The 26587-nt window shown below is 73.1% G+C and carries 21 protein-coding genes; 10 read left to right on the top strand and 11 right to left on the bottom strand.

What is annotated here, in order from left to right; all coding sequences use genetic code 11:
• Positions 1-151 precede the first annotated feature (151 nt).
• The gene (locus AB0J97_RS37260) at positions 152-1174 is read left to right on the top strand and encodes a terpene synthase family protein (protein WP_364097821.1); all 1023 of its coding nucleotides are present in this window, start codon (positions 152-154) and stop codon (positions 1172-1174) included.
• Here the strand turns inward: AB0J97_RS37260 and AB0J97_RS37255 are convergent.
• Both AB0J97_RS37255 and AB0J97_RS37250 read right to left on the bottom strand, forming a co-directional pair.
• A complete protein-coding gene (locus AB0J97_RS37255; protein WP_364097818.1) occupies positions 1171-2685 on the bottom strand; it encodes a prenyltransferase/squalene oxidase repeat-containing protein in 1515 nt (504 codons plus the stop codon). The genes AB0J97_RS37260 and AB0J97_RS37255 overlap by 4 nt on opposite strands.
• Positions 2682-4052, bottom strand: a complete 1371-nt coding sequence (locus tag AB0J97_RS37250) for a cytochrome P450 (protein WP_364097815.1) — start codon at positions 4050-4052, stop codon at positions 2682-2684. The genes AB0J97_RS37255 and AB0J97_RS37250 overlap by 4 nt, the downstream gene beginning before the upstream one ends.
• A 284-nt stretch (positions 4053-4336) precedes the next feature.
• On the opposite strand from AB0J97_RS37250, the gene AB0J97_RS37245 reads away from it, so the two are divergent.
• Positions 4337-5371 carry a polyprenyl synthetase family protein gene (locus AB0J97_RS37245; protein ID WP_364097812.1) on the top strand — a complete coding sequence of 345 codons (1035 nt, stop codon included), beginning with the start codon at positions 4337-4339 and terminating at the stop codon, positions 5369-5371.
• Between the two features lie 82 nt (positions 5372-5453).
• Here AB0J97_RS37245 and AB0J97_RS37240 read toward each other — a convergent pair whose 3' ends face one another.
• From AB0J97_RS37240 to AB0J97_RS37230, 3 genes are all read right to left on the bottom strand, one after another.
• A complete protein-coding gene (locus AB0J97_RS37240) occupies positions 5454-6383 on the bottom strand; it encodes an aldo/keto reductase (protein ID WP_357701045.1) in 930 nt (309 codons plus the stop codon).
• Between the two features lie 78 nt (positions 6384-6461).
• Positions 6462-7967 (bottom strand): MFS transporter, encoded by a 1506-nt coding sequence (locus AB0J97_RS37235; RefSeq protein WP_364097809.1) that lies wholly within the window; start codon positions 7965-7967, stop codon positions 6462-6464.
• Entirely contained in the window at positions 7967-8539 is a 573-nt protein-coding gene (locus tag AB0J97_RS37230) for a TetR/AcrR family transcriptional regulator (RefSeq protein WP_364097806.1), read from the bottom strand. The genes AB0J97_RS37235 and AB0J97_RS37230 overlap by 1 nt, the downstream gene beginning before the upstream one ends.
• A 121-nt stretch (positions 8540-8660) precedes the next feature.
• On the opposite strand from AB0J97_RS37230, the gene AB0J97_RS37225 reads away from it, so the two are divergent.
• Complete coding sequence (locus AB0J97_RS37225; RefSeq protein ID WP_364097803.1) at positions 8661-9206, top strand: helix-turn-helix domain-containing protein; 546 nt, start codon at positions 8661-8663, stop codon at positions 9204-9206.
• Here the strand turns inward: AB0J97_RS37225 and AB0J97_RS37220 are convergent.
• From AB0J97_RS37220 to AB0J97_RS37200, 5 genes are all read right to left on the bottom strand, one after another.
• On the bottom strand, positions 9144-10625 hold the full coding sequence (locus tag AB0J97_RS37220; RefSeq protein ID WP_364097801.1) for a wax ester/triacylglycerol synthase family O-acyltransferase: 1482 nt from the start codon (positions 10623-10625) through the stop codon (positions 9144-9146). The two genes, AB0J97_RS37225 and AB0J97_RS37220, sit on opposite strands and share 63 nt — an antisense overlap.
• A 142-nt stretch (positions 10626-10767) precedes the next feature.
• Complete coding sequence (locus AB0J97_RS37215) at positions 10768-11841, bottom strand: sulfite oxidase (RefSeq protein ID WP_364097798.1); 1074 nt, start codon at positions 11839-11841, stop codon at positions 10768-10770.
• A 172-nt stretch (positions 11842-12013) separates the two neighbouring features.
• Positions 12014-12787, bottom strand: coding sequence for a hypothetical protein (locus AB0J97_RS37210; RefSeq protein ID WP_364097795.1), 774 nt, complete (start codon positions 12785-12787; stop codon positions 12014-12016).
• A 233-nt stretch (positions 12788-13020) separates the two neighbouring features.
• Positions 13021-14700, bottom strand: a complete 1680-nt coding sequence (gene polX / locus AB0J97_RS37205; RefSeq protein ID WP_364097792.1) for a DNA polymerase/3'-5' exonuclease PolX — start codon at positions 14698-14700, stop codon at positions 13021-13023.
• 38 nt (positions 14701-14738) lie between these two features.
• On the bottom strand, positions 14739-15710 hold the full coding sequence (locus tag AB0J97_RS37200; RefSeq protein WP_364097789.1) for an aldo/keto reductase: 972 nt from the start codon (positions 15708-15710) through the stop codon (positions 14739-14741).
• A gap of 228 nt (positions 15711-15938) precedes the next feature.
• Here AB0J97_RS37200 and AB0J97_RS37195 point away from each other — a divergent pair, with 228 nt between their 5' ends.
• The 6 genes from AB0J97_RS37195 to AB0J97_RS37170 all read left to right on the top strand — a co-directional run bounded on the left by AB0J97_RS37195 (position 15939) and on the right by AB0J97_RS37170 (position 25306).
• Positions 15939-17021: a histidine kinase gene (locus AB0J97_RS37195; protein ID WP_364097786.1), complete on the top strand. Its 1083-nt coding sequence runs from the start codon at positions 15939-15941 to the stop codon at positions 17019-17021.
• Positions 17022-17148: 127 nt separating this feature from the next.
• On the top strand, positions 17149-19704 hold the full coding sequence (lanKC, locus tag AB0J97_RS37190; protein WP_364097783.1) for a class III lanthionine synthetase LanKC: 2556 nt from the start codon (positions 17149-17151) through the stop codon (positions 19702-19704).
• A gap of 3 nt (positions 19705-19707) precedes the next feature.
• Complete coding sequence (locus tag AB0J97_RS37185; protein WP_352327332.1) at positions 19708-19839, top strand: SapB/AmfS family lanthipeptide; 132 nt, start codon at positions 19708-19710, stop codon at positions 19837-19839.
• 69 nt (positions 19840-19908) lie between these two features.
• On the top strand, positions 19909-21573 hold the full coding sequence (locus tag AB0J97_RS37180) for an ABC transporter ATP-binding protein (RefSeq protein WP_364097779.1): 1665 nt from the start codon (positions 19909-19911) through the stop codon (positions 21571-21573).
• On the top strand, positions 21570-23330 hold the full coding sequence (locus AB0J97_RS37175) for an ABC transporter ATP-binding protein (RefSeq protein ID WP_364097776.1): 1761 nt from the start codon (positions 21570-21572) through the stop codon (positions 23328-23330). The genes AB0J97_RS37180 and AB0J97_RS37175 overlap by 4 nt, the downstream gene beginning before the upstream one ends.
• Positions 23327-25306, top strand: coding sequence for a prolyl oligopeptidase family serine peptidase (locus AB0J97_RS37170; protein ID WP_364097773.1), 1980 nt, complete (start codon positions 23327-23329; stop codon positions 25304-25306). The genes AB0J97_RS37175 and AB0J97_RS37170 overlap by 4 nt, the downstream gene beginning before the upstream one ends.
• 36 nt (positions 25307-25342) lie before the next feature.
• On the opposite strand, the gene AB0J97_RS37165 is transcribed toward AB0J97_RS37170, so the two are convergent.
• Positions 25343-25951 carry a response regulator transcription factor gene (locus AB0J97_RS37165; protein WP_364097770.1) on the bottom strand — a complete coding sequence of 203 codons (609 nt, stop codon included), beginning with the start codon at positions 25949-25951 and terminating at the stop codon, positions 25343-25345.
• Positions 25952-26094: 143 nt separating this feature from the next.
• Here AB0J97_RS37165 and AB0J97_RS37160 point away from each other — a divergent pair, with 143 nt between their 5' ends.
• Positions 26095-26583, top strand: coding sequence for a carboxymuconolactone decarboxylase family protein (locus AB0J97_RS37160; RefSeq protein WP_357701016.1), 489 nt, complete (start codon positions 26095-26097; stop codon positions 26581-26583).
• The last annotated feature ends 4 nt before the right edge of the window (positions 26584-26587 follow it).

Here is a 26587-nt window from a genome sequence, read left to right as displayed (position 1 = left end):
TCCGGACAGGTCATGGCATATCGACGCTGTCGATCACGAAACCTTAGCGCAGTTCCAAAGCGTCTCTCAAGCAACACTAGGCACTATCTGTACTTATATCCCATTTTTGACACCAGTAGTCAAAAATGGGCAAAATGGGTAGCCTTTATTAATGCCCGACTCGTCTCCCCCTGCTTACTTCAGCATCAGAAATACCCTGCTCAAGCAGTCTGACCAGCTCGCCGGCGTGCCCGAACCCGACCGGGCCGCGGTACTCGCAACCGCGTTGGACGCCGTCCCGGTGGCGGCCGGATTCCTGCGGCCGTACTCCACGTTGTTCGCCGAGGGCGACAGCTCGGCGAGCAGGCTGGCCTTCAGTTGCCTGTCCGCCGCGGCCACGTTTCCGGACGCAGCGCGTGACGAAGTAGCCGAACTCGGCACACTCACCGCGATCCTTTTCGGTCTGGACGACATAGCCGACAACATCGCCGGCTCCTGGTCCCCGGACGACGTCCTGGCGATCTTCGGCCGCCTCTCCTCGGCCCTGCGCGGACAGGGAACCGACCCCGGCGACGAGGGGCCGGTGGGCGAGGCCCTGCGCGCCTGGCGCGACTGGTGGACGCGGTTCGGCGCCGACCCGGAGGTGGCGGTGTACGCGCCCGCCCTGGCCGAGCAGCTCGACCTCGCGGGCGCGGCCATGGCCCGCGAGCGGGCGTGGTCCGAAGGCGGGGAACCCTGGCCCGACTACGACACCTACGTGGACAACGGCACCCAGACGATCCTGTACAGGACGTGGTGGGTGGCCGGTCTCGGGGTGCGCGGTCCCCGCCCGGCGCACGACCGGCACTGGCGGGCCGTCGTGTCCGCCACCCATCTCGGCGCGGCCTGCATGCGGCTGGCCAACGACATCAGGACGTTCGAGCGGGAACGCAGCGAGGGCAAGCCGAACTCCGTCCTCATCCTGGAGCGGGCGGGCACGGACACGCGGGCCGCGGTCGACCGGGTCGCCGCCCACATCGCCGAGCTCAACGGGCGCTTCCTGAACGCGCTCGCCGCGCTGCCCCCCGAACTGGCCGCGATCGCCGAGGGGCAGCGCAGGAGCGTGGCCTTCAACGGCGCGTGGTACCTGGCCAGGGACACGCACGCCTACACGGTTCGCGAGCTGGCCGGGGACGTCGGAGCACACGGCGGCTAGGAGGGACGCGCGAGGTGGGCGGCGGCGAGCTCGGCCGACCTGACCACCGCGACCGGCACGTACAGGTCCTTGTCATGCCAGAGGGGGACGTGCCGCTCGTCCGCCGCGCGGGTCAGGTACTCCAGCCCCCGTTCCACGGCCGCCTCGCGCCGGGGTTCGGCCCGTCCCGGGGTCAGCAGCAGGGTCTGCATCGCGTACGACGTCTCCTCTCGGGTGCCCGTCCAGCGGCCCCACGAGCCGTCCGCCCGCTGCGTGTCCAGCACCCAGCGGGCGGCCGCCGCCACGGCCTCGTCCGAGGCCGGGCCGCCGAAGTCGGCCAGCGCGAGCGCGCAGCTCACGGTCGCGTAGTACGGCGAGGCGTGCCACCTGTCGGCCCAGAACCCGCCGGGGTCCTGCCGCTCGCGCAGCCAGGCGGACAGGCCGGTGATCACCTCGCCGTAGCGCGGCGCGGCGTCCGGCCGGCGGGCGGCGTACTGGCCGAAGGCGTCGAGCACGTGCGCGTTGACGCTGATCGACACGCCCTGCTCGCCGGGCCAGGTGGTGAAGTGGGAGCCGTTGTGGAAGTGCCACAGGCAGTCCGGCTCGTACGGCGAGCCCAGCAGCGCCAGCGCGTACAGCGCGACGGAGGTGGTGTCGGCGTCGGCCGGCAGCCCCGGGCCCGCCGGGGTGCCCTGGGGCCCGATCGCCGCCCGCAGGTCCGCGATCATCTCCGGCGGCACCTCGACGGGCACCCCGGCGCGGGCCAGCCAGCTCAGCACCCAGCCGCGCTCGAACACGGTGATCGGCAGCCCGACCGGGACCGGGCCGCCGTGGATGCGCACGACCGCCTCCAGGTGGTCGAGGACCGGGCCCGCGACCCGGCCGCCGAGCCAGGCGGCGGCCGCGGCGGGCGAGGCGCCGACGGTGCCGATGACCGACGGCCGCGCCCCCAACGCGCCGCGGGCGTCCGGGCCCGCGATCTCCAGGGCGTGCAGCAGCTTGTCCGGGATGTCCTGCCCGGCGGCGACCCAGGACCTGATCGTGTCCAGGGTCCCGTAGCCCATGCCCGTGGGCAGCGGCAGCGGCGGGTGCCCGCCGTGCCCGTTGATGAGCGACACGAGCGAGGGGACGATGTGCTCGATGGCCGGCATGTCGGGCAGGCTGAGCGGCGCGGACAACATGGCGGAGAGCGCGCGGAGTCCGCGTCCCGCCGCCGGGGCCGCCGCGTCGAGGTCCACGCCCGGGTCGCCCCGGCGCGCCGCGGTCAGCAGCGCCTCGGTCGCGCTCAGCGTCGGCACGAGCCCGTAACCGTCGGGAGCGCCCCAGGAGCCGTCCGCGTGCTGGACGGCGGTGAGGTGGTCGAGGCGCTCGCGGTGCCCGATCAGCCAGGGAGCGAGCGAGACCAGCCGCCCGGTCTCGTAGACCGACGGCGAGACCTGCCCCCACGGCCGGAGCATGAGGCTGGAGACCAGGTCGTCCGCGCGCGCGCTGATGTCCGCCGCCGTGCCGGCGGCGGTGCTCGTCCGGCTCACGCGCGTGCGGTCCGCTCGATCGGGTGCAGCCTCAGCATCAGCTTCTCCTTCGGCCGGGTCGAGGCGCCGGGCAGGGCCGTCAACGGCTGGGGGTTGGTCAGCTCCGGCCGGTACCGGCTCAGCAGGTTGGCGACGACGAGCGGCGCCTCGACGTAGAACAGGTGCTGGCCGAGGCAGATGTGCGGGCCGGCGCCGAACGGGATGAAGGCGTAACGGTGACGCCGCTCGCCCTTTCCGTCGGCCCAGCGGTCCGGGTCGAACTCCAGCGGCCGGTCCCAGAACTCCGGCAGCCGATGGGTGCTGAACGGACTGATCAGCACGTGTGTCCCCGCCTTGATCCGGACGCCACCGACCTCCGTGTCGGCCAGTGTCTGGCGGGGCACGATCCACGCCGTCGGGTAGATGCGCAGCAGCTCCTGCAGGACCATGCGGAGATAGGGCAGCTCGGCGACCTGGGCCGGGCGTACCGGGCCGTCGACGTCGAGGCGGGCGATCTCCGCGCGCAGCCGGGCGTCCACCTCGGGGTGCTCGTGCAGCAGGCCCCAGAGCCAGGTGAGCGACATCGCCGTGGTCTCGGTGGCCGTGCCGTAGACGCTCACCAGGTCGTGCCGGACCTGGTGGACGTCGACCTCGCCGTCCGGCCCGCGTCTGCCCCTGACCAGGGCGGCCAGCACGTCGGTGTCCTTGCCGTGCGAGGTCTCGGCGACCGCCTGCTCGATCAGCGGGTAGACGATCTCGTCGATCTTCTTCTTGGCGGCCATGAACGCGCGGTCGCCGGGCAGCGGCACGGAGTCCGGCACGAACGGCAGCAGCAGCCGGAAGGCGATGGACGTGGCACACGTGGCGAACTCGGGCGCCAGCACCGCGGCCGTCTCCCGCGAGATCCGTCCGCCGAACAGGACCTGGGCGACGGCCTGGTTGATGATCGTGGTCATCTCACGCCCGGCGTCCACCGGGCGGCCCGTACGGGCGTGGCCGTCGAAGGCGCGCAGGTAGTCGTCGATGAGCTCGGTCATGTCCTCGGCCAGCGAGGCCGTGTGCTTCACGGTGAACAGCGGCTGGAGGATCTTCCTGGTGGTCGACCACGTGTCGCCCTCGCTGAGGATGCCGTGGCCGGTCACCCGGCGTACGGCCTGCCAGAGGGTGCCCTCGCGGACGAAGTTCGCCGCGTCGGTCTTGAGGATCTGCTGCACGTGGTCGGGGTGCGAGATCAGGTACGGGCGGAACGGGCCGAGGTCGAGCCGGACGATCCGCCCGTCCGCCTCCGTCCCCATTTTCGCGAGTTCACTGACAGGATCCTTGACCAGACGCGGCACCACTCGATAAAGGGGAAGGGTCTTGGGGCTACTCGCGGGGGCGTGCGGCATTGGGGGGAACCCCGATCCTGAGGATGACGCTGAAGGCAAGAGTGGCTATATCGCCATATGTTACTTTTTGCGTGATTATGGCATGATCATCCGCCCGTGATCAAGGTTGGGGCGTGATGGTACAGTTACGCTTCTTGTGGGATCATGCGGGCCGCGTCGTGGGGGCGCGCGGCCTGGGCCGTACACTGCGCTGACGGCCTGTCCCTCATCCGACCTGGCGCTTCGTCGCTGGATGCTGCGGTCTTCCGTGTAGATTCAAGATCGTACTTGGGGGTAGAGCGGCGATGCATCCCGGCCGGACGACGCCACGACGCGACGACGACGTGATCGCGCGCTGCCGCGCCCTGCTCGAACCCGCGCTCCGCGAGGCCGTCTCCGAGCTGCATCCCTGGGGCGCGCGCATGGCCGCCTTCGCCCTCGGCTGGCCCGACGCCGAGGGCCACGTCCGCGGCGGTGGTGGCGGTGCTGGTGGCGGCGGCAAGATCCTCCGGCCCGCCATCGCCATGCTCAGCGCCGAGGCCGTCGGCGGCACCGCCGAGCAGGCGCTGCCCGGCGCGGTCGCGGTCGAGCTCGTGCACGCCTTCTCCCTCGTGCACGACGACATCATCGACCGCGACGAGCAACGCAGGCACCGGGACGCGCTGTGGAAGGCGTACGGCGTGGGCCCGGCGGTGCTGGCCGGCGACTCGCTGCTGGCGCTGGCCGTCAGCCGCCTGAGCGGCCACGCCGAGGCGATGCGCCACCTGTCGGCGGCCCTGACGGAGCTGGTGCAGGGGCAGACGGCCGACATGACGTTCGAGACCCGCCCGTGGACGGGGCCCGAGGAGGTCACCGTCGAGGAGTACACGCGGATGGCCGCGGGCAAGACGGGCAGCCTGCTGGCCGCGGCCGCGGCGGCGGGGACGGCGCTCGGCGGGGCGCCCGCGCTCTCCGGCCGCATGTGGGGGATGGGACTGGACCTCGGGATCGCCTTCCAGATCGCCGACGACGTGCTCGGCATCTGGGGGGACCCGCGGGTCACCGGCAAGCCCGTGCACAGCGACCTGCGGCGCGACAAGAAGACGTTGCCCGTGCTCGCGGCGCTCGCCGTCGGCGGGCCGGCCGCCGAGGAGCTGTCCGAGGTGCTGGCGAAGGGCGCCGGGGACGAGGAGAGCGCGCGGCGGGCCGCCCGCCTGGTCGAGGAGGCGGGCGGCCGGGCCCTGGCCGAGGAGGTCGCCGACCGCCACCTGTCGGCGGCGCTGGCCGTCATGGACGAGCACCTGCCCGGCGCCGCCGCCCTGCGTGCCCTGTGCGCCTCGGTGACCAACCGCACCCACTGACGCCCACGACCCGCGCGGCCGCGGCTCCCGGAGGGGTTCGGCGACGCCCGGCGCGGGTCGTCAGGCGGGCCGGCGGAGAGGGTCAGGGGCGGGAGGCCTCGTCGAGGAGGGTCAGCTCCTCCTCGCTCAGCTCCAGCTCGGCCGCCGCCAGCAGCGGCTTGAGCTGGCGCGGGTCGCGCGCGCTGGCGATCGGCGCGGTGACCGTGGGCTGGGCGGCCAGCCAGGCCAGCGCCACCGAGGCGGGCTCCGCGCCGCGCTCGGCCGCCACCTTCAGCAGCCCTTCGAGCGCCCTGCGCCCGTGCTCGGTGTCGAGGTACTCGGCCGCCTTCCCGGCCCGCGGGCTGTCGACGGTGACGCCGGGCTGGTACTTGCCGGTCAGGAACCCGCGGGCCAGCCCGAAGTACGGCGTGCTCGACAGACCGGCCGCCGCCACCACGTCCCGCAGCTCGCCCTCATACCCCCGGTCGACCAGGTTGTACGGCTGCTGCAACGCCACGTACGAGGCCAGCCCCTCGTCCCGGGAGATCCGGAGGGCCTCGGCCAGCCGCTCCGGCCCGTAGTTCGACGCGCCGACCTGACGCACCTTGCCCTCCCTGACCAGCGCGTCGAAGGCGGCCAGCGACTCCACCAGAGGTGTGTCGTGGTCGTCCACGTGCGCCCAGTACAGGTCGATGTAGTCGGTGCGCAGGCGGCGCAGCGAGTCCTCGACGGCCGTCCGGATCGTGGCCGGGGCCAGCCCTTCGAGCCCCTCCAGCATGCCGACCTTGGTGGACACGACCACGGAGTCGCGGTTGCCGCGGTCGGCCATCCACTCGCCGATGATCAGCTCGGACGTGGACTCGCCGGTCACCCAGTGGGGGTAGACGTCGGCCGTGTCGATGAAGTTGCCCCCGCCCTCGACATAGGCGTCGAGTATCGCGAACGAGGTCTCCTTGTCCGCGGTCCAGCCGAAGACGTTGGTGCCGAGCGATATCGGGAAAACGGACAGGTCCGTCGTGCCTATTGATCTCATGCGGCCATTATCCGCGCCCCCGGCGAAGAGGCACGGACGGCGCCCCGGTCACGTCCGTGCCTGGTCGCGGACCTGACGTCAGTGCTCCACGGAGGCCAGGTCGAGGGCGCGCGGGGTGAGCAGCCAGACCACCAGCGCGCCGATCAGCATCAGCGCCGCCCCCGCCCCGGAGGTCAGGGCCAGCGAGTCGGTGAAGGCCGTCCTGGCCGTCTCCACCAGCCGCGCCCCCTGAGCCCCCAGCTCGGCGGCCACGTCGAGCGCGCCGCCCAGCGACTCGCGCGCCGCGCCCGCGGCCGGGCCGCCGTAGTTCAGCGCGTCCCGGTAGACCACGGCGGCCACGCTGCCCAGCACGGCCACGCCGAGCGCGGCGCCCACCTCGTAGCTGGTCTCCTCGATGGCCGCCGCGCTGCCCGACTTCTCCGGCGGCGAACCGGCCATGATCACCGCGGAGGCGATGGCCAGCGCGCCGTTGCCCGCGCCGATCAGCGCCAGCGCGACGGCGACCGGCCAGTAGCCCAGCGGGTGCGGCGCCAGGGCCAGCAGCAGGAACCCCAGCCCCGTCACCGCGAGCCCGCCCGTCAGCACCGGGCGGGCGCCGACGCGCTCGGCCAGGACCGGCGCGAGCGGCGAGGCGATCAGCGCGGCCAGCGCGGCGGGCAGCAGTCGCACGCCCGTCTCCAGCGGCGCGTACCCCTGGACGAGCTGCATCCACTGCGCGAGCAGCAGCAGCACGGCGGCCATCGCGATCGACGTGGTCAGCGCCGTCACCACGCCCGCCGAGAACGGCCCGCTGCGGAACAGCCTGATCTCCAGCAGCGGATCGGGCCTGTGCAGGCACCGCACCACGAACCAGCCCAGCGCGACCGCCGCGACCGCGGTGGCGGCCAGGGCGGCGGGCGAGGTCAGGCCGTCCTTGCCGAACGTCTTGACCGCGTACAGCAGCGCGGCCATGCCCGCCATCGACAGGACGGTGCCCAGCGCGTCCCACCGGCCCGGCCGGGGGTTGCGCGTCTCCGGCAGCAGGAGCAGCCCGGCGACCACGGCCACCGCCATGACGGGCACGTTCACCAGGAACGCCGACTGCCAGGCGAAGTGCTCCAGCAGGAACCCGCCCAGGATCGGGCCGAGCGCCGCGCCCATCGCCGCCATCGCCGACCAGACGCCGAGCGCCCTGGCCCGCTCGCCCGGGTCGGTGAACAGGTTCCGGATCATGGACAGCGTGGACGGCATGATCATCGCGCCGCCCACGCCGAGCAGCGCCCGTACGGCGATCACCTCGGCGGCCGAGTCGGCCGCCAGGACCGCCGTCGAGGCCAGCCCGAACACGGCGAACCCGGCCAGCAGCATGCGCTTGCGCCCCCACCGGTCGCCCAGCGCGCTCGCCGTGACCAGCAGGCCGGCCAGCACCAGCGAGTACGCGTCCACCATCCACAGCAGCTCGACCGAGGTCGGCCGCAGGTCCTCGGTGATCGCGGGCAGGGCGACGTTGAGCACGGTCATGTCCATGACCACGAGCAGCACGCTGGCCGACAACACGGCCAGGCCCGCCCACCGCCTGCGCGCCGGGACGCCGGTGGCCGTCATCACGCCCACCCCCCGGCGCCCGCGCCGGCCAGGAACGTCTCGCGCAGCAGCCTGGGCACGTCCCTGCGGGCGACGTCGCCGCGGCGCAGGCTCTCCCGGACGGCCACGAGCAGGCCGTAGACCGTGTTGCTGATCCAGCGGGCGGGCAGGTCGGCGCGCAGCAGGCCGGCCCGCTGGGCGGCGGCGAAGAGCGCGATCTCGTGCTCCTCCAGCTCGTCCGCGCGGCGCAGCAGCTCCGGGTGCACGGCCATCGCGTAGTCGGTCAGGCCGAAGCCGTAGTCGTCGGCCACGTCGATCCAGCCCTCCAGCAGGGCCTCCAGGGCCTGCCGGATCAGGTGGGGGTCGTCGGAGGCGGCGGCGGACCTGACGTCCGCGCGCACCTGGAGGTCGTGCCACCGGTCGTGCGCGCGGTGGCCGAGCGCCGTCATCAGCTCCTCGCGGCTGCTGAACTGCCGGTGGAGCGTGGCCCTGCTGATCCCCACCGCCTCGGCGAGCTGGGCCATCGAGGCGGCCGGATGTTCGTTGAGGTGCTGGATCGCCGCGGTCATGATCTGCTCCCGGCTCACCACCATGAGACAACTCCGTCGAATATGAGACATTTACGTCTCATATGCTACATGACGGCCCAAGGGCAGCAGGCTCTCGCCCCGGCGGGATGGCGACGAAGTCGCAGGTGGCGTTAGGGTGCGAGCTGTGTCGATCGGTGACGCGCGCACGCGCATCCTGGACGCGGCCGAGGAACTGTTCGCGGGCGGCGGCTACGAGGCCACTCCGACCGCGGTGATAGCCAGGCTCGCGAGAGTCCCCAAGGGCCTGATCTTCCACTACTTCCCGCGGAAGATCGACGTACTCGTCGCCCTGGTCGACGAGCGCACCATGGTCGAGGAGGGCCGCGAGGTCGACGCCGTGCCCGGCGACCCGGCCGGCACGCTCGCCCGGCTGGCGCGCGGGCTGCCGCTGCGGGCCTCACCGGCGATGCGGCGCATCCTGTTCCGCGAGGCCGACACGCACGGCTCGGTCAAGGAGCGGCTCGGCAGGCTCAACGGCGAGCTGATCAGCAGGGCCAGGTTCGCGCTGGAGCTCGCGCTGCCCGGCACGCGCGGCGACGCGGCGCGGCTGGAGGTGGCCGCGGCGACGTTCGCCGCCGTGCTGCTCTACCAGGAGAACCTCTGCCAGCTAACCGGTCACCAGATCGACCCCGACGCCGTCGCCGAACTCATCGCCCACGCACTCGGCTAGCAGCTCGTCGAGGGCGTCACGCAGGTGGCCGAGCAGGCCCCACACGTCGTCCGCCCGCTCGGGGCAGGCCACGATGCCGAAGTCGAGCATGCCGTCGTAGGAGAAGCAGGTGATGTTCACGCCGCCGGACAGGTCGGTCAGCACCGACAGCGGGTAGTAGGCCAGCACCCGGCCGCCGCACATGTAGAGCGGGAACTGCGGGCCCGGCACGTTGCTGATGATCAGGTTGATCGGCGGGAACGCCGAGCCGGCCAGCCGGAAGATCGCCGGGGTGGCCAGGCTGGTGACCGGCGCGGGCAGCAGCGAGCACAGCTCGCCGAGCCAGCTCGGCGGCGCGAGCGCGAAGCGCCGCTTGGCCCTGTTCATGGTCTCGCCGACCGCCCGCAGCCGCTCCCCGGCGTCGGGGACGTTCGTCGGCATCGGCGCCACCATGGCCGCGATCTGGTTCCCGACCACGTCCTTGGCGCCGCCCGTGCGCACTGCCACGGGCACGGCCACCACCAGCGGCTCCTCCGGCAGCGCGTCCCGCTCGTCCAGCCACGAGCGCAGCGCCGAGGCGCACAGCGCCATCACCACGTCGTTGACGCTGATGCCGTTGGCCTTGGCGACCTTCTTGACCTCCTTCAGCGGCACCGACCCGAACGACAGCTCCCGCCGCGCGCTGATCGGCCCGTTGAACGGCGTGCGCGGCGCGGTCAGGCCCGGCAGCTCGGGCCGCTCCTTCTGGTCGCCGGCCACCAGCCGGGCGGCCCTGGCGATCGCCTTCGCGCCGGGCAGCGCGCCGACCAGCGGGATCGCGTCGAGGTCGCCCGCGGCCCTGACCGCCGAGCGGGCTGCCCGCACCGGATGGGTGACCGATCGCACGGCGGCGCCGGCCAGCATCTCCATCAGGCCCGGCGCGTCCTGCCGCGGCGCCGCCGGACGCGGCCGTCGTTCCCGGGTCCCCTCCGGGGTCAGGTCGAGCAGGGTCGCCAGGGTCTCCGCGCCCGACACACCGTCGATGGCGGCGTGGTGCACCTTCGTGTAGACCGCGACCCGGCCGCCCGCCAGGCCCTTGATCAGGTGCATCTCCCACAGCGGACGCGACCGGTCGAGCCTGCGCTCGTGGATCGCGGCCACCGCCTCGGCCAGCGCGGCGTCGTCACCGGGCGCGGGCAGCGTCGTCTCGAACAGGTGGTTGCCCAGGTCGAAGGCCGGATCGGCGCACCAGTAGGGACGGTCGAGCCCGAACGGCACCTCGACCAGGCGCAGGCTGAGCGCGGGGGAGAGGTGGACGCGGTCCAGCAGCAGCTGGGCCAGCGCGTCCCGGTCCACCGCGCCGCCGGCCGGGTCGAGGACCGCCAGCCCGGCGACGTGCGCCGCGGTGGTCTCGGACTCGACATGGAGGAACTGGGCGTCCAACGGGGTCAGCTGGCGCATCTGCTCTCCCTTCTTCGTCGTGTGCGAAAGCCTCGCACGGTGTCATTTCCGTAACGTTTCCGCGAGAGTCTTTCAGATGAAATGCACACCTCCGGACCACCTTTTCGTGAAGGGCCAGCTCAGCCGCGTTCGTGACACTTACCTATCCGTTGACCACCTGCACGGGATGACGCACGACCGCGTCGAAGGAGTAGCCGAAGGGGTGCTTGGGCGTGCGCAGGGGCTGGGTGGCGCCGGTCTCGTCGGTGGCCCTGGCCATCAGCACGGCGGGCCCGAGGTGCTTCGGCGCCCACTGGACGTGCCACGGCAACCACGCCCCGACCAGGTGCGGACCGTGGTGCTCGGCCAGGTGCCAGGTCCGGCCGCCGTCGAAGCTGACCTCGACCTTGACGATCCGGCCGCGCCCGGACCACGACCGGCCGCGCAGCACGTGCGGCCCCGGACGGCCACGCCAGGCGTGCGGGCCGCGGATCGGCAGCCGGGCGTCCCAGGGCAGCTCGAAGGCGCTCTTCACGGGCTGCGCCGCCACGTCCCGGTAGAAGACCGTGTTCCACGGCGTGAACAGCTTGCTCGTGGAGACTTCGATGTCCCCCAGCCACTTGATGGAGGCGATGCCCACCCACCCCGGCACCACCAGCCGCGCCGGGAACCCGTGGTCGGGAGGCAGCGGCCGGCCGTTCATCTCGTACGCCACCAGCACGTCGCCCACGGCCTTGGCCACGGGCAGCGGACGGCGGACGTGGCCGTGGTGCTCGAAGGGCGCGTCGAGGCCGGTGGGGAGCACGTCCACGGCCTCGGGACGCAGCCCGGCCTCGGCGAGCAGGTGGCGCAGCGGCACGCCCCGCCACCTCGCCACGCCGACCGCGCCCAGCCCCCACTGGGCGCCGGGCGCGGGGTCGCCCTGCTGGGTGCCGTAGAACGCGCGGCCGTTGCCGGCGCACTCGATGGCGACGTCATGGGTGCGCGAGGGCATCGACAGCAGCTCGTCGTAGGTGAAGGCGCGCGGCGCGCGCAGCCCGGCGCCGTGCAGGTGGAGCTGCCAGGCGGCGGCGTCGATCAGCGGCGTGGAGGTGTGGTTCCTGACGAAGAAGCGGTCGTTCGGCGTGTGGTAGCCGACCCCGGACATCGCCTCCCATCGCATCTCCGCGTTCCCGTCGTGGACCAGGAACAGGTGGTCGGGGAGCGGTTTGACGATCGTCGCCGCGACTTGCCTCATGGGAGCCACCTCTCGCAAGACGTATTTCCTACCTGGAAACCATTTAATCTCCTCGCGCTGTCTCCGCGTGCGAGTGCTTGCCGAATCCTGTCCCGGATCTGGGACCGTTCCAGCCCTGACGAGACCTACCCAACGGCGTGGGTGCGGCAACCGTGCCTTTCGGGGTGGTTCGTCAGGGCGTCCGGACGAGGGTGGAGAAGGGCTCGCCGGTGTTGAGCCGGGCCACCAGGCCGAGCAGACCGGTGCGGCCGTCGTTCTCCCGCAGCCAGCGGCTCACCTGGCAGGCCGACCTGGCGTACGTGGCGGGGTCCGCGCTCGCGGTCCGCAGCCACTCCTCCAGCGTCACCGGCAGCGGCCCGGCCGGCGCCACCAGGCAGCGGTCCGGCGCGGACTCCGGGGCCAGGTAGCGCGGGTCGCCCGAGACCACCACCGCCAGCCCCTCGTCGAACCACTGCGGGACGGTGGCGGAGGAGGCGAGCCTGGCGTGCAGCTCGACATGGGACAGCTCGTGCGAGGCGATCACCGGGTCGAGGCCGCGCGGCGAGAGCATGACCGACCGGTTGAGCACCGCGACGCCGCGCTCCTGGCCGCCGCCGATGCGCCGGTAGCAGGTGTCGGTCAGGCAGACGAGCAGGCCGGGGGAGCTGAGGCGGGTGCCGTAGAAGCCGGTGACCCGGCGGGCGGCCTGCTCGGCCACCTCGCCGACGCGGGTGCGCTGGGCGGGGGTCAGGCCGTCCTCGGTGTAGACGCCCGGGTGCAGCTCGGTCAGGCCGTAGCAGCCGGGGCAGGTGGTGGCGGCGAGCGAGGGGTAGGCCAGCGCGACCCCGCCGACGGCGGCCAGCAGCAACGAGGCCAGTACGGCGACGAGAATGCGCCACCAGCGCCGCCTGCTCTTCGTCCCGGATGCCCGTTCGGTGGGCCGGGCCGGGGGATGGTTGTCCTTCATCGCCGTCCAAGCTAGCGAAGCGGGATGATCTGCGCGCGGCGCGGCAAGAATGCGGCAAATGTTCTAATTTGTGGTGTTAAGTCCGAATTTGAGAGCAGAAATCTGGGTGGACGCTCGTTCCAGGACGAAGGCCGCGACCGCCCGCGGCGGACCCCCGCCTCCAGGCTCGGGTGCGGCCCGCGCTGGGTGCGGGCCGCACCCGACCCGCCCTCCGACGCGGGACGGGGCCGGGACTAGCGCCCGAGGAAGGCGAGAAGCCGGTCGAGCGGCCAGGTGTTGATGACGTCGTCGCCGGTCAGCCAGGCCCGCTGCGCGATGCCGACCCCGAACCGCTGGTGGGCCAGGTGCGGGATCGCGTGCGAGTCGCTGTCGACGGAGAACTTCACCCCGTGGTGCTTGGCCAGCCGCACCAGGTCGGCCGGCAGGTCGGACCGGTCGGGATAGGAGTCGATCTCCATCGCGGTGCCCGTACGGGCGGCCGCCCGGAAGACGGCGTCCCAGTCGGCCTCGACCGGCGGCCGCTTGCCGATCTTCCGGGTGGTGGGATGGCCGATGATGTCGACGTACGGGTTCTCGCAGGCGGCGATGAAGCGGCGGGTCATCTCCTCCCGCGACATGCCGAAGTGCGAGTGGACCGACGCCACGCACACGTCGAACTCGCGCAGGACCTCGCCGGGCCAGTCGACCGAGCCGTCGGGCGCGATGTTGAGCTCCGACCCGTGCAGGATGCGCATGTGCGGATACTTCTTCTGCAGCTCGGCCACCCGCCCGCGCTGCTCCAGCGCCTTGTCCAGCGTCATGCGCTGCATGGCCAGGTCGGGCGCGTGGTCGGTGACCGCGTAGTAGGAGTAGCCGCGCGCGGCCCCGGCGGCCACCATGTCCTCCAGCGAGGCGATGCCGTCGGTGAGGTCGGTGTGGGTGTGCAGGTCGCCCTTGAGGTCGGCCAGCTCCACCAGCACGGGCAGCTCGCCGCACAGCGCCGCCTTGACCTCGCCGCCGTCCTCGCGCATCGGCGGCGGCACGAACTGCATGCCGAGCGCCTCGTAGATGTCCTCCTCGGACTCCGCGGCGATCACCCGCTCGCCCTCGAACAGCCCGTACTCGGACAGCTTCCAGCCCTTCTTCACCGCCATCTCCCTGATGGTCACGTTGTGCTCCTTGGAGCCGGTGAAGTACTGCATCGCCGCGCCCCACGACCCGGCCGGGATCAGGCGCAGGTCGACCTGGACGCCGGAGGTCGTGCGGATCGAGGTCTTCTTGTCGCCGGCGGCGATGACGTCGGCCACGTAGGGCTGCGCGCGGAAGTCGGCCATGATCGACTCGGGCGCCACCGCCAGGATGTCGATGTCGCCGATCGTGTCCTTCATCCGCCGCAGCGACCCCGCGTACGCGATGCGCTCGGCCTTGAGCGAGCCGATGACCTGCTCGGCCAGCGCCATGGCGACGCCGATGTGCACCCGCCGGCCCGCCTGCTCAAGCTGCTCGATGCCCTTGAGCAGGTTGGCCAGCGTCTTGGGGCCCAGGCCCTTGACGTCGTCGAGCCGGCCGGAGGTGATGGCCTCGCCCAGCGCCACCGTGGAGTCGATGCCGTAGTCCTCGAAGAGCATGATGGCCGTCTTGGGGCCGAGCGTGGGCACCCGGGTCAGCCGCCGCACGCCCTCGGGCACCCGGCCCCGCAGGTCGTCGAGCTGCCGGAAGCTGCCGCGCTGGAGGAACTCCTCCATCTTCTTGGCGATGGCCTCCCCGACGCCGGGGACGCCGCGCACGTCGACCTCCGAGATGTCCTCGGGGAACCCGGCGATCGCCTTGGCCGCCTTCTGGTAGCTCCGCACCCGGAAGGCGTCGCCGCCGCTCAGCGCGAACAGCTCCGCGTATTCCTGCAGCGCCGCCGCCGCCTCCTCATTAGCCCGCATGCCCCTACCTTAGGATCTCCGACCGACAATCCCGGTGATCAGAACTTGACCTCCCGCGGCCGGTACGGCTCGGCCAGGAACTCCATCTCCCTGTCCGACAGCGTGACGCCGACGGCGGCGACGGCGTCGTCCACGTGCCGGTCCTTGGTGGCCCCGACGATCGGCGCGGTGATCCCCGGCCGGTTGAGCAGCCAGGCCAGGGCGATCTGGGCCGGCGGCAGCTCCCGCTCGGCGGCGACCTGGGCGACCCGGTCGAGGATCTGCCGGTCGTTGTCGGGGTCGTACAGGAAGTCGATGCGCTGGTCGGAGCCGGTCCTGGCGGTCGCGGAGGCCGTCGAGCCCGCCCTGGCCAGCACACCGCGCGCGAGCGGGCTCCACGGGATCACGCCCACGCCCTGGTCGGCGCAGAGGGGCAGCATCTCGCGCTCCTCCTCCCGGTAGAGCAGGTTGAGGTGGTTCTGCATCGAGACGAACCTGGTCCAGCCGTTGGCCTCGGCCACGTGCTGGGCCTTGGCGAACTGCCAGGCCCACATCGTGGACGCGCCGATGTAGCGGGCCCGGCCCGACCTGACGACCTCGTGCAGTGCCTCCATGGTCTCCTCGATGGGGGTCTCGTCGTCCCATCGGTGGATCTGGTACAGGTCCACGTAGTCGGTGCCGAGCCGGTCGAGCGAGGCGTCGACGGCGGACAGGATGTGCTTGCGCGACAGGCCGCGGTCGTTGGCGCCCCGGCCCATCGGGAAGTAGACCTTGGTGGCCAGCACGTAGTCCTCGCGCCGGGGGAAGATCCGGCGCAGCACACTGCCGGTGACGACCTCGCTCTGGCCCCGGCTGTAGATGTCGGCGGTGTCGAAGAACGTCACGCCCGCGTCGGCGGCCCGGCGGATGATCGGCTCGGCCTCTTCCTCGGGCAGCGCCCATTCCTGCCGCGCCGGGTCGCCGTAGCTCATCATCCCCAAACAGATGCGAGAAACTTTCATACCAGTCGCGCCAAGTCGCATGTATTCCATACCGCCACCCTATGGCTGATATGAACTGTCTAACCTCTTGTGGGGTGGGAAGTCAGCGTGTCCGGAAGCGGCCCCGGCCTTTACACGGGGCTACGCGATCAGGTCGATTAGAGGAACGAGGCAGCGGTGAGCGCACTCGCCACGCGTACTGTCCCGACGCATCAACCGTGTACCGGGGGTGAGGTGGACGCGACACACCGTGGCCTGACGCCTCGATTACGGTCCAGGATGCACAGTCTCTCGTCGCCGTCCTGGGCCGGGGGGCTCGGCCTGGTGGCCGGGGGCGTCGGGCTGGCGATCCCGGTGCAGGCCGGGCTGGCCGGGTCCGGGCTGGTGGTCGAGGGGTCGGTCGCGCTGGCCGTCTTGCTCACGCTGCACGGCAGGTTCGTCCTGGAGGAGCCCTCACGCCGGGCCGGTGCGTGGTGGCTGGTGGCCGTCCAGGCGTGGCTCACGTACGTGCCGCTGGCGGTGTTCGGGCCGGCCTGGACGCCGGTGTGCGGGCTGCTGGCGGGCGCCCTGCTGGTGGTCGCGTCCCGGATCAGGTCGGTCGTGCTGGTGGTGCTGGCGCTGTCGTGCGGGCCGGTGCTGCTGGCCGCGCCCTCCTGGCAGGTCGAGCCGGCGTGGGCGCTGGCCTGCCCGCTGGTCGGCGTCGTGGAGTTCGCGCTGCTGAGCCTGCTGGCCCAGGTGCGCCGGCTGGCCGGGGCCCGTACCGACGTCATGCGCCAGGCCGTGACGCTGGAGCGCCGCCGCTTCACCCGCGACCTGCACGACCTGGTCGGGCACCGGCTGACCGTCCTGACGCTCAAGGCGCGGCTCATCCAGCGGCTGGTGGCGGAGGGTGACGAGAAGGCCCGGCAGGAGCTGACCGAGACGCTCGACCTGCTGCGGGAGCTGTCGGCCGACGTCCGGGCCGTCGCGCACGGACGCCTGCGCAGCTCCTCGCTGGCGGCCGAGATGAGCTCGGCGCGGGCGCTGCTGGAGTCGGCGCGGGTGCGCTGCCAGATCAGGGTGGCCTGCCGCGATCTGCACCCTGACGTGGAGGAGGCCCTCACGCACGCGTTGCGCGAGGGCGTGACGAACGTGCTGCGGCACGCCGAGGCCGGGCAGTGCTGGATCCAGCTCATGGAACGCGACAACGTGGTCCGCCTGTCGATCAGGAACGACGGCGTACGTCCCCCGCGCCGGCCGGGCGACGCCGGTCAGGGCCTGCTCAACCTGGCCGAACGCGTCTCGGCGCTGGGCGGCTGGCTGGAGGCGTCCACGTCGCGCGGCGGGCAGTTCTCTTTCAGTGTTTATGCCCCGCGCAGATAATTACCTTTTGTGAAAAACACATCAAAGCGCATTCCATAGCCATATATGACTTATGTTGCGTGTTACTAGTGCGCCCCGGCGCGGCTGCGGCAGGCTCTAAGCACACCGCCTCGGAGGGCCGCGCCAAATGGACAAGTACGAGCTCTACTGCCTTGTGGACCAGTGTTTCTACGACACTCCCGACCACAGCACGGCGGCGGACGCCGACTTCCCCCAGCTGCGCCGGCCCGTCCCGGAAGGCTGGGCCCACGACCTCAGTGACACCTGGGCCTACTACATGCCGACCCAGGAGGCGCCCCTGCCGACCCAGGGCTGGAAGATCCACGTGTCGGCCCGGGTCGAGGACGCCGAGAAGGTCGTCCAGACCGTGTGGGACTACTGCGTGCCCCGCGGGGTCGCCTTCAAGTTCCTGCGCGGCCCGGCCGTGCTCGTCATGGTCAACTCCAAGGCCGCCTCCCGGGCGTCGAGCGGCAAGCTGATCACCATCTACCCCCGGGACGAGGGCCAGCTCGAACTCGTGCTCAAGGAGCTCGACGAGCTGCTGCGCGGCGTCGAGGGGCCGTACATCCTGAGCGACCTGCGCTACGGCGAGGGGCCGATGTTCGTCCGGTACGGCGGGTTCGCCGAGCGGCACTGCCTGTCCCCTTCCGGGGAGCGGGTGCTGGCCGTCGAGGACGGCGACGGCACGTTGATCCCCGACGTGCGCGGCGCGACGTTCTCGGTGCCGCCCTGGACGACGCTGCCCGAGTTCCTGGAACCCCACCTGGCCGCGCGCAACGCCGTGACCATGGAGGAGCTGCCGTACCGGATCGAGAGCGTGCTGCACTTCTCCAACGGCGGCGGCGTCTACCTGGCCCGCGACACCCGTACGGACGAACGGGTGGTGCTCAAGGAGGCCAGGCCGCACGCCGGGCTGGACGTGGCCGGCCGGGACGCGGTCGCCAGGCTCCAGCACGAGCGCGACATGCTGCGCCGCCTGGCCGGCCTGCCCGCCGCCCCCGGCCTGCGCGACTACTTCAGCATCGGCGGCCACCACTTCCTCGTGCAGGAGTTCGTGGACGGCACCCCGCTCCAGCGGCGGCTGGTGCGCCGCTTCCCGTTGACCCGCGCCACCTGCACCGACCAGGACCTCGCCGAGTACACCGCCTGGGCCACCACGACCCTGGAGAGCGTCGAGGAGGCCGTCGCGTCACTGCACGGACGCGGCGTGGTCTTCGGCGACCTGCACCCCGACAACATCCTGATCACCCAGGACGACCGGGTCGTGCTCATCGACTACGAGGTCGCCACCCTCGCCGCGGACCAGGCCAGGGCCGCGCTGGCCCACCCCGCCTTCGCCGCGCCGCGCGACCGCCACGGCGTCGAGGTCGACCGGTACGCGCTGGCCTGCCTGCGGTTCGCCCTGTTCGCCCCGCAGTGCACGATCATGCTGCCGATACACCGGCCGAAGATCGTCCAGCTGGCGCGGATCGTCAAGGAGACCTTCCCCGTCCCCGCCGCCTTCATGGACACCGCCGCCGCGACCATCGCGGGTGACCAGGCCGTCGAGACCCCCGTGCCGATGCCGGGGACGGCCACCTGGGCCGAGCTGCGGGACGCGATGTGCCGGGCCATCCGGGCGGCCGCGACCCCCGACCGCGACGACCGCCTCTTCCCCGGCGACGTCGCCCAGTTCAGGCCCGGCGGCGGCCTCAACATCGCGACCGGCGCGGCCGGCGTCCTGCTCGCCCTGTCGGCCACCGGCCTCGGCCCCTTCCCCGAGTACGAGAAATGGCTGCGCGAACGCGCCCTGCGCCCCGCCGCCGGCTCCGGGATCGGCCTGTACGACGGCCTGCACGGCATCGCCCACGTCCTCGACCGGCTCGGACACCGCCAGGACGCGCTCGACGTCGTCGACATCGCCCTGCGGGAGCAGTGGGACCGCCTGGAGACGGCCCTGTTCTCCGGCCTGCCCGGCATCGGCCTGAACCTCCTGCGCCTCGGCCGGACCGAGCCCGCCCTGGCCGAGCACGCCATGCGCGCGGTGGACATGTGCGCCGACCGCCTCGGCGGCCCCGAGGACGTGCCCGGGATCAGCGGCGGCGACAACCCGAGAGCGGGCCTCATGTACGGCTCGTCCGGCTCCGCCCTGCTCTTCCTGCACGCCTACGAGCACACCGGCGACCGCGCACTCCTCGACCTGGCCGAGATCGCGCTCAGGCAGGACCTGCGGCGCTGCCGGGCCTCGGAGGACGGCTCGCTCCAGGTGGACCAGGGCTGGCGGACGCTGCCCTACCTGGACGAGGGCTCCGTGGGCATCGCCCTGGTGCTCGGACGTCATCTCGTGCATCGCGACGACGAGGAGCTCGCCGCGGAGCTGGACCGGCTGAAGCTGGTCGCCCGCTCCGGGTTCTTCGTCCAGCCGGGGCTGTTCACCGGCCGCGCGGGCATCATCGCGGCGCTCGCCGGAGATCCGGTGGCCCGCGAGCTGATCAAGGGGTTGAGCTGGCACGCCATGCCGTACGGCGGCGGCCTGGCCTTCCCCGGTGACGGGCTGTTGCGCCTGTCCATGGATTTCGCGACCGGAACGGCCGGCGTGCTGTTCGCCCTCGGGGCGGTGCTGGGAGACCAGCCGGCACGCCTGCCGTTCCTGGAGGCCGCACCCGAGCGGCCTGCGCATGATCAACCGTGGAAGGAGGTGTAGAACATGGTTCTTCTCGACCTGCAGGGTCTGGAGGCTCCCGCGGCCAGCGACGTGGCCAGCGGCGGCAGCTCGCTCACTGCTCTCACGTGTCACTCGGGCCACCCGAGCAACCTCAGTGTCGCTCTTTGCCACTGATAGCTGACAGGGTCCCCGCGCCGTTTCGTGGTGGCGCGGGGACCTCCCGAGTCCGAAGGAGGCCGGCAGGTGGGACCGGGAGACCGCCTGGTGGCGGACGCCGTACGGCGCTGCGGCCCGTGGCCCGCCGTGCTGGCGGTCACCGCCGTCGCCGGCGCGGCCGGTGAGCTGGCCGTCCCGTTCCTCGTCGGCCGCACGCTCGACCTGCTCCTCGCCCGCTCCTCCGGCGCCGCCACCGCTCTGGTGCTGTGCGCGGGCGTGGTCGCCGTGGTGGTGCTCTGCGAGAGCCTCGGCGGCTGGGCCAGAGGGGCGAGCAGCGCGTACGCGGCCGCCCGGCTGCGGCTCGGCGTGCTGCGGCACGTGCTCGGCGTCGGCCGGGCCGCCACCCGACGCTTCCCCGAGGGCGACCTCGTCACCCGGGCCGGGCTGAACGCCGAGGAGGCCGGACGGGCCCCCGAGACGGTCACCGGCGCCCTGGCCCTGCTGGTACCGACCGCCGGCGCCCTGGTCGCGCTCACCCTCATCCATCCGCTGCTGACCCTCACGCTCGGGGCCGGCATCGTCCTCATCGTGTTCGTCCTGCGGGCCTTCCTGCGCGCCACGACCGTCATCTCCGGCGGCTACCAGGAGGTCCAGGGCGAGATCGCGGCCCGCCTGGTGGACGCGCTCGACGGCGCCCGCACCATCGCCGCCGCCGGGACCGCGGGCCAGGAGGCCCGGCGGGTGCTCGCGCCCCTGCCCCGGCTGCGCGCGCACGGCATGGCCCTGTGGCGCGCGAACGCCGCCGCCGGGGTCCGGTCTGGGCTCATGATCCCGCTGTTGGAGGTCGCCGTGCTGGCCGCCGGCGGGCTCATGCTGGCCGCCGGGCGGCTCACCGTCGGTGACCTGTACGCCGCCGCCCGCTACGCCGCGCTCGGCGCCGCGCTCAGCACCTCGCTCGGCTACATCGGCGGCCTGGCCAGGGCGCGGGCCGCCGCCGCCCGGGTGGCCGACGTCCTCGCCCTGCCGCCGGTCTCCTACGGCACGCGCCCGCTCCCGTCCGGCCCCGGCACGGTCGAGTTCCGGGACGTCGCCGCGAACGGCCTCACCGTGGGCGACCTGACGATCCCCGGCGGCACGGTCACCGCCGTGGTGGGACGGTCGGGCTCCGGCAAGTCCCTGCTGGCCGCGCTCGCCGGCCGGCTGACCGACCCCGAACGCGGGGACGTGCTGCTCGACGGCGTCCCGCTGCGCGAGCTGACCCGCGACGGCCTGCGATCGGCCATCGGCTACGCCTTCGAGCGCCCGGTCCTGGTCGGCGACACCGTCGGCGAGGCGATCGGCGCCGTCCCCGGCTCCCAGGCCGGACGGGAGGCCGCCGTGGCGGCCCGCGCCGACGGGTTCGTCCGCCGCCTGCCCGCCGGTTACGACACGCCGCTGGCCGAGACCCCCATGTCCGGCGGCGAGCGGCAGCGGCTCGGCCTGGCCAGGGCGTTCGCGCGGGGGGACCGGGTGCTGGTGCTCGACGACGCCACCTCCAGCCTGGACACCGTCACCGAACGCGAGGTCAGCCGGGCGCTCACCGGTGATCCCCGGGGTCGCACCCGCCTGATCACCGCCCACCGCCTGGCCACCGCCGCCCGCGCCGACCAGGTCGTCTGGCTCGACGAGGGCCGGGTGCGCGCCGCCGGCCCCCACGACGCCCTGTGGCGCGACCCCGCCTACCGCGCCGTCTTCCAGGAGGGCCCCCCATGACCCCGGCCCCGGACGTTCCCGCGGCCCCTGACGGCCCCTCGGTCTCCGACGGCCCCTCGATCCCCGACGGCCCCTCGATCCCCGGCGCCCCCGCCGGGTTCTGGCGGGCGCTCGTCCGTGAGCCCCGGCGGCTGGTCGCGATCCTGCTGTGGTCGGTGCTGGAGGCGGCGCCCGCGTTCCTCGTCGGGCACGCGGTCGCCCGCGCCATCGAGGACGGCTTCGCCCGCGCCAGGCCGCTGACCGGCCTGGCCTGGCTGGCGGCGCTCGGGCTGGCGTGGCTGGTCTCCGCCGTCGGCGCCCGCCAGGTGGTGCTGGCCGTGGCCGCCGTGGCCGAGCCGTTCCGCGACGACCTCCTGACGCGGGTGGTGCAGGGAGCGCTGCGCCGCCCGCTCGCCGAGCGGCCCGACAGCGCGGCCACGGCACGGGCCGGGCTCCAGGTCGAGCTGGCCAGGGACGCCTTCGCCGCCGTCGTCACCACGGTCAGAGGGTTCGCGTTCACGCTGGTCAGCGTGGTGCTGGGGCTGCTGACGCTGGCGCCGGGCACGCTCGTGCTGGTGCTGCCGCCGTTCGCGGCCGGGCTGGCGTTCTTCCTGGCCTCGCTGCCCGCGCTGGCCCGGCGGCAGCGCGCGTTCCTGCTGGCCGACGAGGAGCTGGCCCGGTCGATGACCGCGACGGCCACCGGGCTGCGCGACATCGAGGCGTGCGGCCTGGCCGACCGCGAGGACGAGCGGCTGGCCCGCCAGGTCGGCGCGCAGCGCGACGCCGCCCGCGCGCTGGCCAGGGTGACCTCGGTGCGCACCGCCGCGCTGGCCGTCGGCGGCTGGCTGCCCGTCGTCCTGCTGCTCGCCGGCACCCCGTGGCTGCTCGACGGCGGCGCCGGGCCGGGCGTGATCGTCGGCGCGCTCGCCTACGTCACCCAGTCGCTGGCACCCGCGCTCGGCGGGCTCGTCCAGGGGCTCGGGGTGAGCGGCGTGCGGCTCGTGGCCACGCTGCGCCGCATCGCCGCCGCCGCGCCGCCCCCGCCGCCCGCCCCGCCCAGGGTCCGCCCGGCCGGCGCCGACGTCGCGCTCCGGTCGGTCACCTTCTCCTACGGGCCGCACTCCGCGCCCGTCCTGGACCGCCTCGACCTCGCCGTCCCCGAGGGCGAGCACCTGGCCGTCGTCGGGCCGAGCGGCGCGGGCAAGTCCACGCTGGCCGCCCTGCTCAGCGGCATCCTGCCGCCCGGCGAGGGGGAGGTGCTGATCGGCGGCGTCCCCGCCGGCCGGGCCGACCCCGCCGCCCGCGTGCTGATCCCGCAGGAGGCGTACGTCTTCCGCGGCACGCTGCGCGACAACCTCGCCTATCTCGTGCCCGGGTCCGGCGGCCTGGACGGCTCCGTGGCCGCCCTGGGCGCCGGAGAGCTGGTCGAGAGCCTGGGCGGGTACGACGCCACGCTGGACCCGGCGGCGCTGTCGGCCGGGCAGCGGCAGCTCATCGCCCTCGTCCGCGCCCACCTGACCGAGGCCCCGCTGGTCATCCTGGACGAGGCCACCTGTCACCTGGACCCCGCCGCCGAAGCCCTGGCCGAGAACGCCTTCGCGGCCAGGGGCGGCACGCTCATCGTGGTCGCGCACCGCCTCACCTCCGCGCTGCGCGCCCGCCGCGTCCTGCTCATGGACGGTCCCCGGATCACGATCGGCACGCACGACGAGCTGATCCGGGTCTCGCCCCTGTACGCCGACCTGGCCGGCCACTGGCAACCGGAGCCCGTGTCATGACACTTGCAGACGAGTACCCGCCCGCCGAACGTCAACCGGTCACCGACCGCCTCGGCGGGCACGACGTCCCCGACCCGTACCGCTGGCTGGAGGACCCCCTCGACCCCCGTACCGAGGAGTGGCTGGCCGGGCAGGACCGGCTGTGGCGGGAGGCGGCCGCGCGCCTGCCGGACCGCGAGCGCTTCCTGGCCCGGCTCACCGAGCTGAGCGTCACGGGCCTGGTCACCCCGCCCGTGTGGCGCGGCGGCCGGTGCTTCCACCTGCGGCAGACCGGCTGCCAGGAGCACCCGGTCCTCTACTGCGACGACCGGCCCTTCCTGAACCCGGCCGACCGCGACCCCACCGGCCTGACCACCCTGGACGACTGGCAACCCGACCCGTCGGGCCGTCTGGTCGCCTACCAGATCTCGCGCAGCGGCGACGAGAAGGCCGACCTGTACGTCGAGGAGGTCGACACCGGCAAGCTCGTGGACGGCCCCATCGGCGGCTGCCGGTACTCGCCGGTCGCCTGGCTGCCCGGCGGCGAGGGCTTCTACTACGTGCGCTTCCACGAGGGCGTGCACCTGCACCGGCTCGGCGTCCCCGACGACGTCCCCGTCCTGACCGGCGGGCCGGTCTCGTACGGCGTGCAGATCAGCGCGGACGGCCGCTGGTTGACGATCTCGGCGGGCGGCACGGTCGGCAACTCGCTCTGGCTGGCGGACCTGGCCGCGGGCGACCCCGAGCGGCCGGAGCTGCGGGCCGTACAGGAGGGGACGCACGTGCGCACGGCGGGCGCGGTGGCCCCCGACGGCCGCCTGTACCTGCTCACCGACCGCAACGCCCCCCGGCGCCGGCTGTGCGTGGCCGACCCGGCCGAGCCGGAGGTGTGGCGCGAGCTGGTCCCCGAGGACCCCCGGGCGGTGCTCGGCGCGTTCACCCTGCTGGACGGCGACCGCCTGCTGGTCTCCAGGACCCGTCACGCGGTCGGCGAGATCGCCGTGCACGACGCCAGGACGGGCGAGCGGCTGGGCGAGGTGCCCCTGCCCGGCAGCGGCTCGATCGCCTCGCTCACCTCCCGCCCCGAGGGCGGCCACGAGGCCTGGTTCACCTACACCGACGCCGTCACCCCCGCCGAGATCTGGCGCTACGACGCCCGGACCGGCGCCAGCACCCTGTGGGCCGCCCCGCCCGGCCGCGTCGCGCTGCCCGACGTGAAGAGCCACCACGTCGAGTACACCTCCGCCGACGGCACCCGCGTGCGCATGGTCGTGGTCGCGCTCTCCTCAGGGTCGGGCCCCCGCCCGGCGATACTCAACGGGTACGGCGGCTTCGGCATCCCCCTCATGCCCGGCTACGCGGCCGACTCGCTGGCCTGGGTGGAGTCGGGCGGCGTGCTGGCCATCGCGAACCTGCGTGGCGGCGGCGAGGAGGGCGAGTCCTGGCACCGGGACGGCATGCTGGAACGCAAGCAGAACGTCTTCGACGACTTCGTCGCCGCGGCCGAGAAGCTGGTCGCCGACGGCTGGACGACCCCGGAGCAGCTCGGCATCTGGGGCGAGTCGAACGGCGGCCTGCTCGTCGGCGCGGCCGTCACCCAGCGCCCCGACCTGTTCGCCGCCGCCGTCTGCTCGGCCGGCCTGCTGGACATGGCCCGCTACCACCGCAGCGGCCTCGGCCCGTCCTGGACCGGCGAGTACGGCGACCCCTGCGACCCCGACCACCTGGCCTGGCTGCTGGCCTACTCGCCCTACCACCACGTCCGCCGGGACGCGGATTATCCGGCGACGCTGTTCACGGTCTCGGCCGCCGACACCCGCGTGGACCCGATGCACGCCCGCAAGATGTGCGCGGCCATGCAGTGGGCCGGTGACGGCTCCCGTCCCGTCCTGCTGCGCCACGAGCGCGACGTCGGCCACGGTGCCCGCGCCGTCAGCCGGTCCATCGCGCTCGCCGCCGACGTCCTGGCCTTCCTGGCCGCCCACACCCGGCCCTGACCGGGCGGCGGGCGGCTGAGGGGAGGCGGCAGGGGGTCAGATCCAGCCGGACTCGCGGGCGATGCGGATGGCGTCGATGCGGCTGCGCGCGCCCAGCTTGGCCGTCGTCCGGCACAGGTAGTTCCGGACCGTTCCCTCGGCCAGGAACAGCGAGGCGGCGATCTCCCCGATGGAGGCGCCGTCGGCCGCCGCGCCGATCACGTCCAGCTCGCGGGGGGTGAGCGGCGGCTCCTCGGGGCGCATGGCGGCGATGGCCAGCTCCGAGTCGATGACCCGCTCGCCGTCGGCGACCCTGCGGATGGCGTCGGCCAGCCGCTCCGGCGGCGCGTCCTTGGCCATGAACCCCCGTACGTGCACCTCCAGCGCCTGCTTCAGCAGCCCGGGGGTGCCGACGCCGGTCAGGATCAGCACGCCGCAGCCGGGCAGCTTGTCGTACAGTTCGCGGGCGGCGGCGAGCCCGTCCATGCCCGGCAGGGCGATGTCGAGCACCGCCACGTCCGGACGGCACGACTGGGCGGCGGCCAGGATGTGGTCGCCCCGCTCGACCTCGGCGACGACCTCGATGTCCTCCTCGTAGGCCAGCAGCGCCACAAGCGCCCCTCGTACCAGGTGCATGTCCTCAGCGAGCAACGTTCGAATCACCATGGGATCCTTGCGGTCGACCAGGCTTGCAACGTCCTGCGGGCGTCTTAATCCTGACCTATTGCCCGCACTGTGGAAAGTCCCCCTAAGTGAGGGTAAAGCCGTCCCCCGCACAAGAGGGCGCTCATTTGGGGAATGGTCAAGCCATGAAGCCTCGAGTGAAGCCCCTGCCTCCCGCGGAATGGGACGACTTTCAGCAGGCGAACCCCCAGAACGTGTTCACGACGCTGGGCCGGCACCCCGCGGTCTACGAGGGCTGGCTGCGCTTCGGCGGCGCCCTGCTGAACGGCACGCTGCCCGCCCGCGACCGCGAGCTGGCCATCCTGCGCACCGCCTTCCACAGCCGCAGCGCGTACGAGTGGACCCATCACGCCCGCATCGCCCGCGAGGCGGGCCTGACGGACGTGGAGATCGAGTCGGTCCGCCAGCTCGACGCCCTCTGGCCGGTCGAGGACCGCCTGGTGCTACAGGTGGCCGACGACCTCCACTACGCGGGCGACCTCACCGACGCCACCTGGGCTGCCCTGTGCGACCGCTACGACGAGGTGCGCAGGATCGAGCTGGTCGTCCTCGTCGCCCACTACTCCATGCTGGCGCTGGTGCTCAGGGCGCTCGGCGTGCAACTGGAGGAGTGAGCCC

The sequence above is a fragment of the Nonomuraea sp. NPDC049607 genome, from assembly GCF_040675375.1.
In the GTDB taxonomy this organism is placed as follows: domain Bacteria; phylum Actinomycetota; class Actinomycetes; order Streptosporangiales; family Streptosporangiaceae; genus Nonomuraea.
This window is presented reverse-complemented; position numbering and strand designations above follow the sequence as displayed.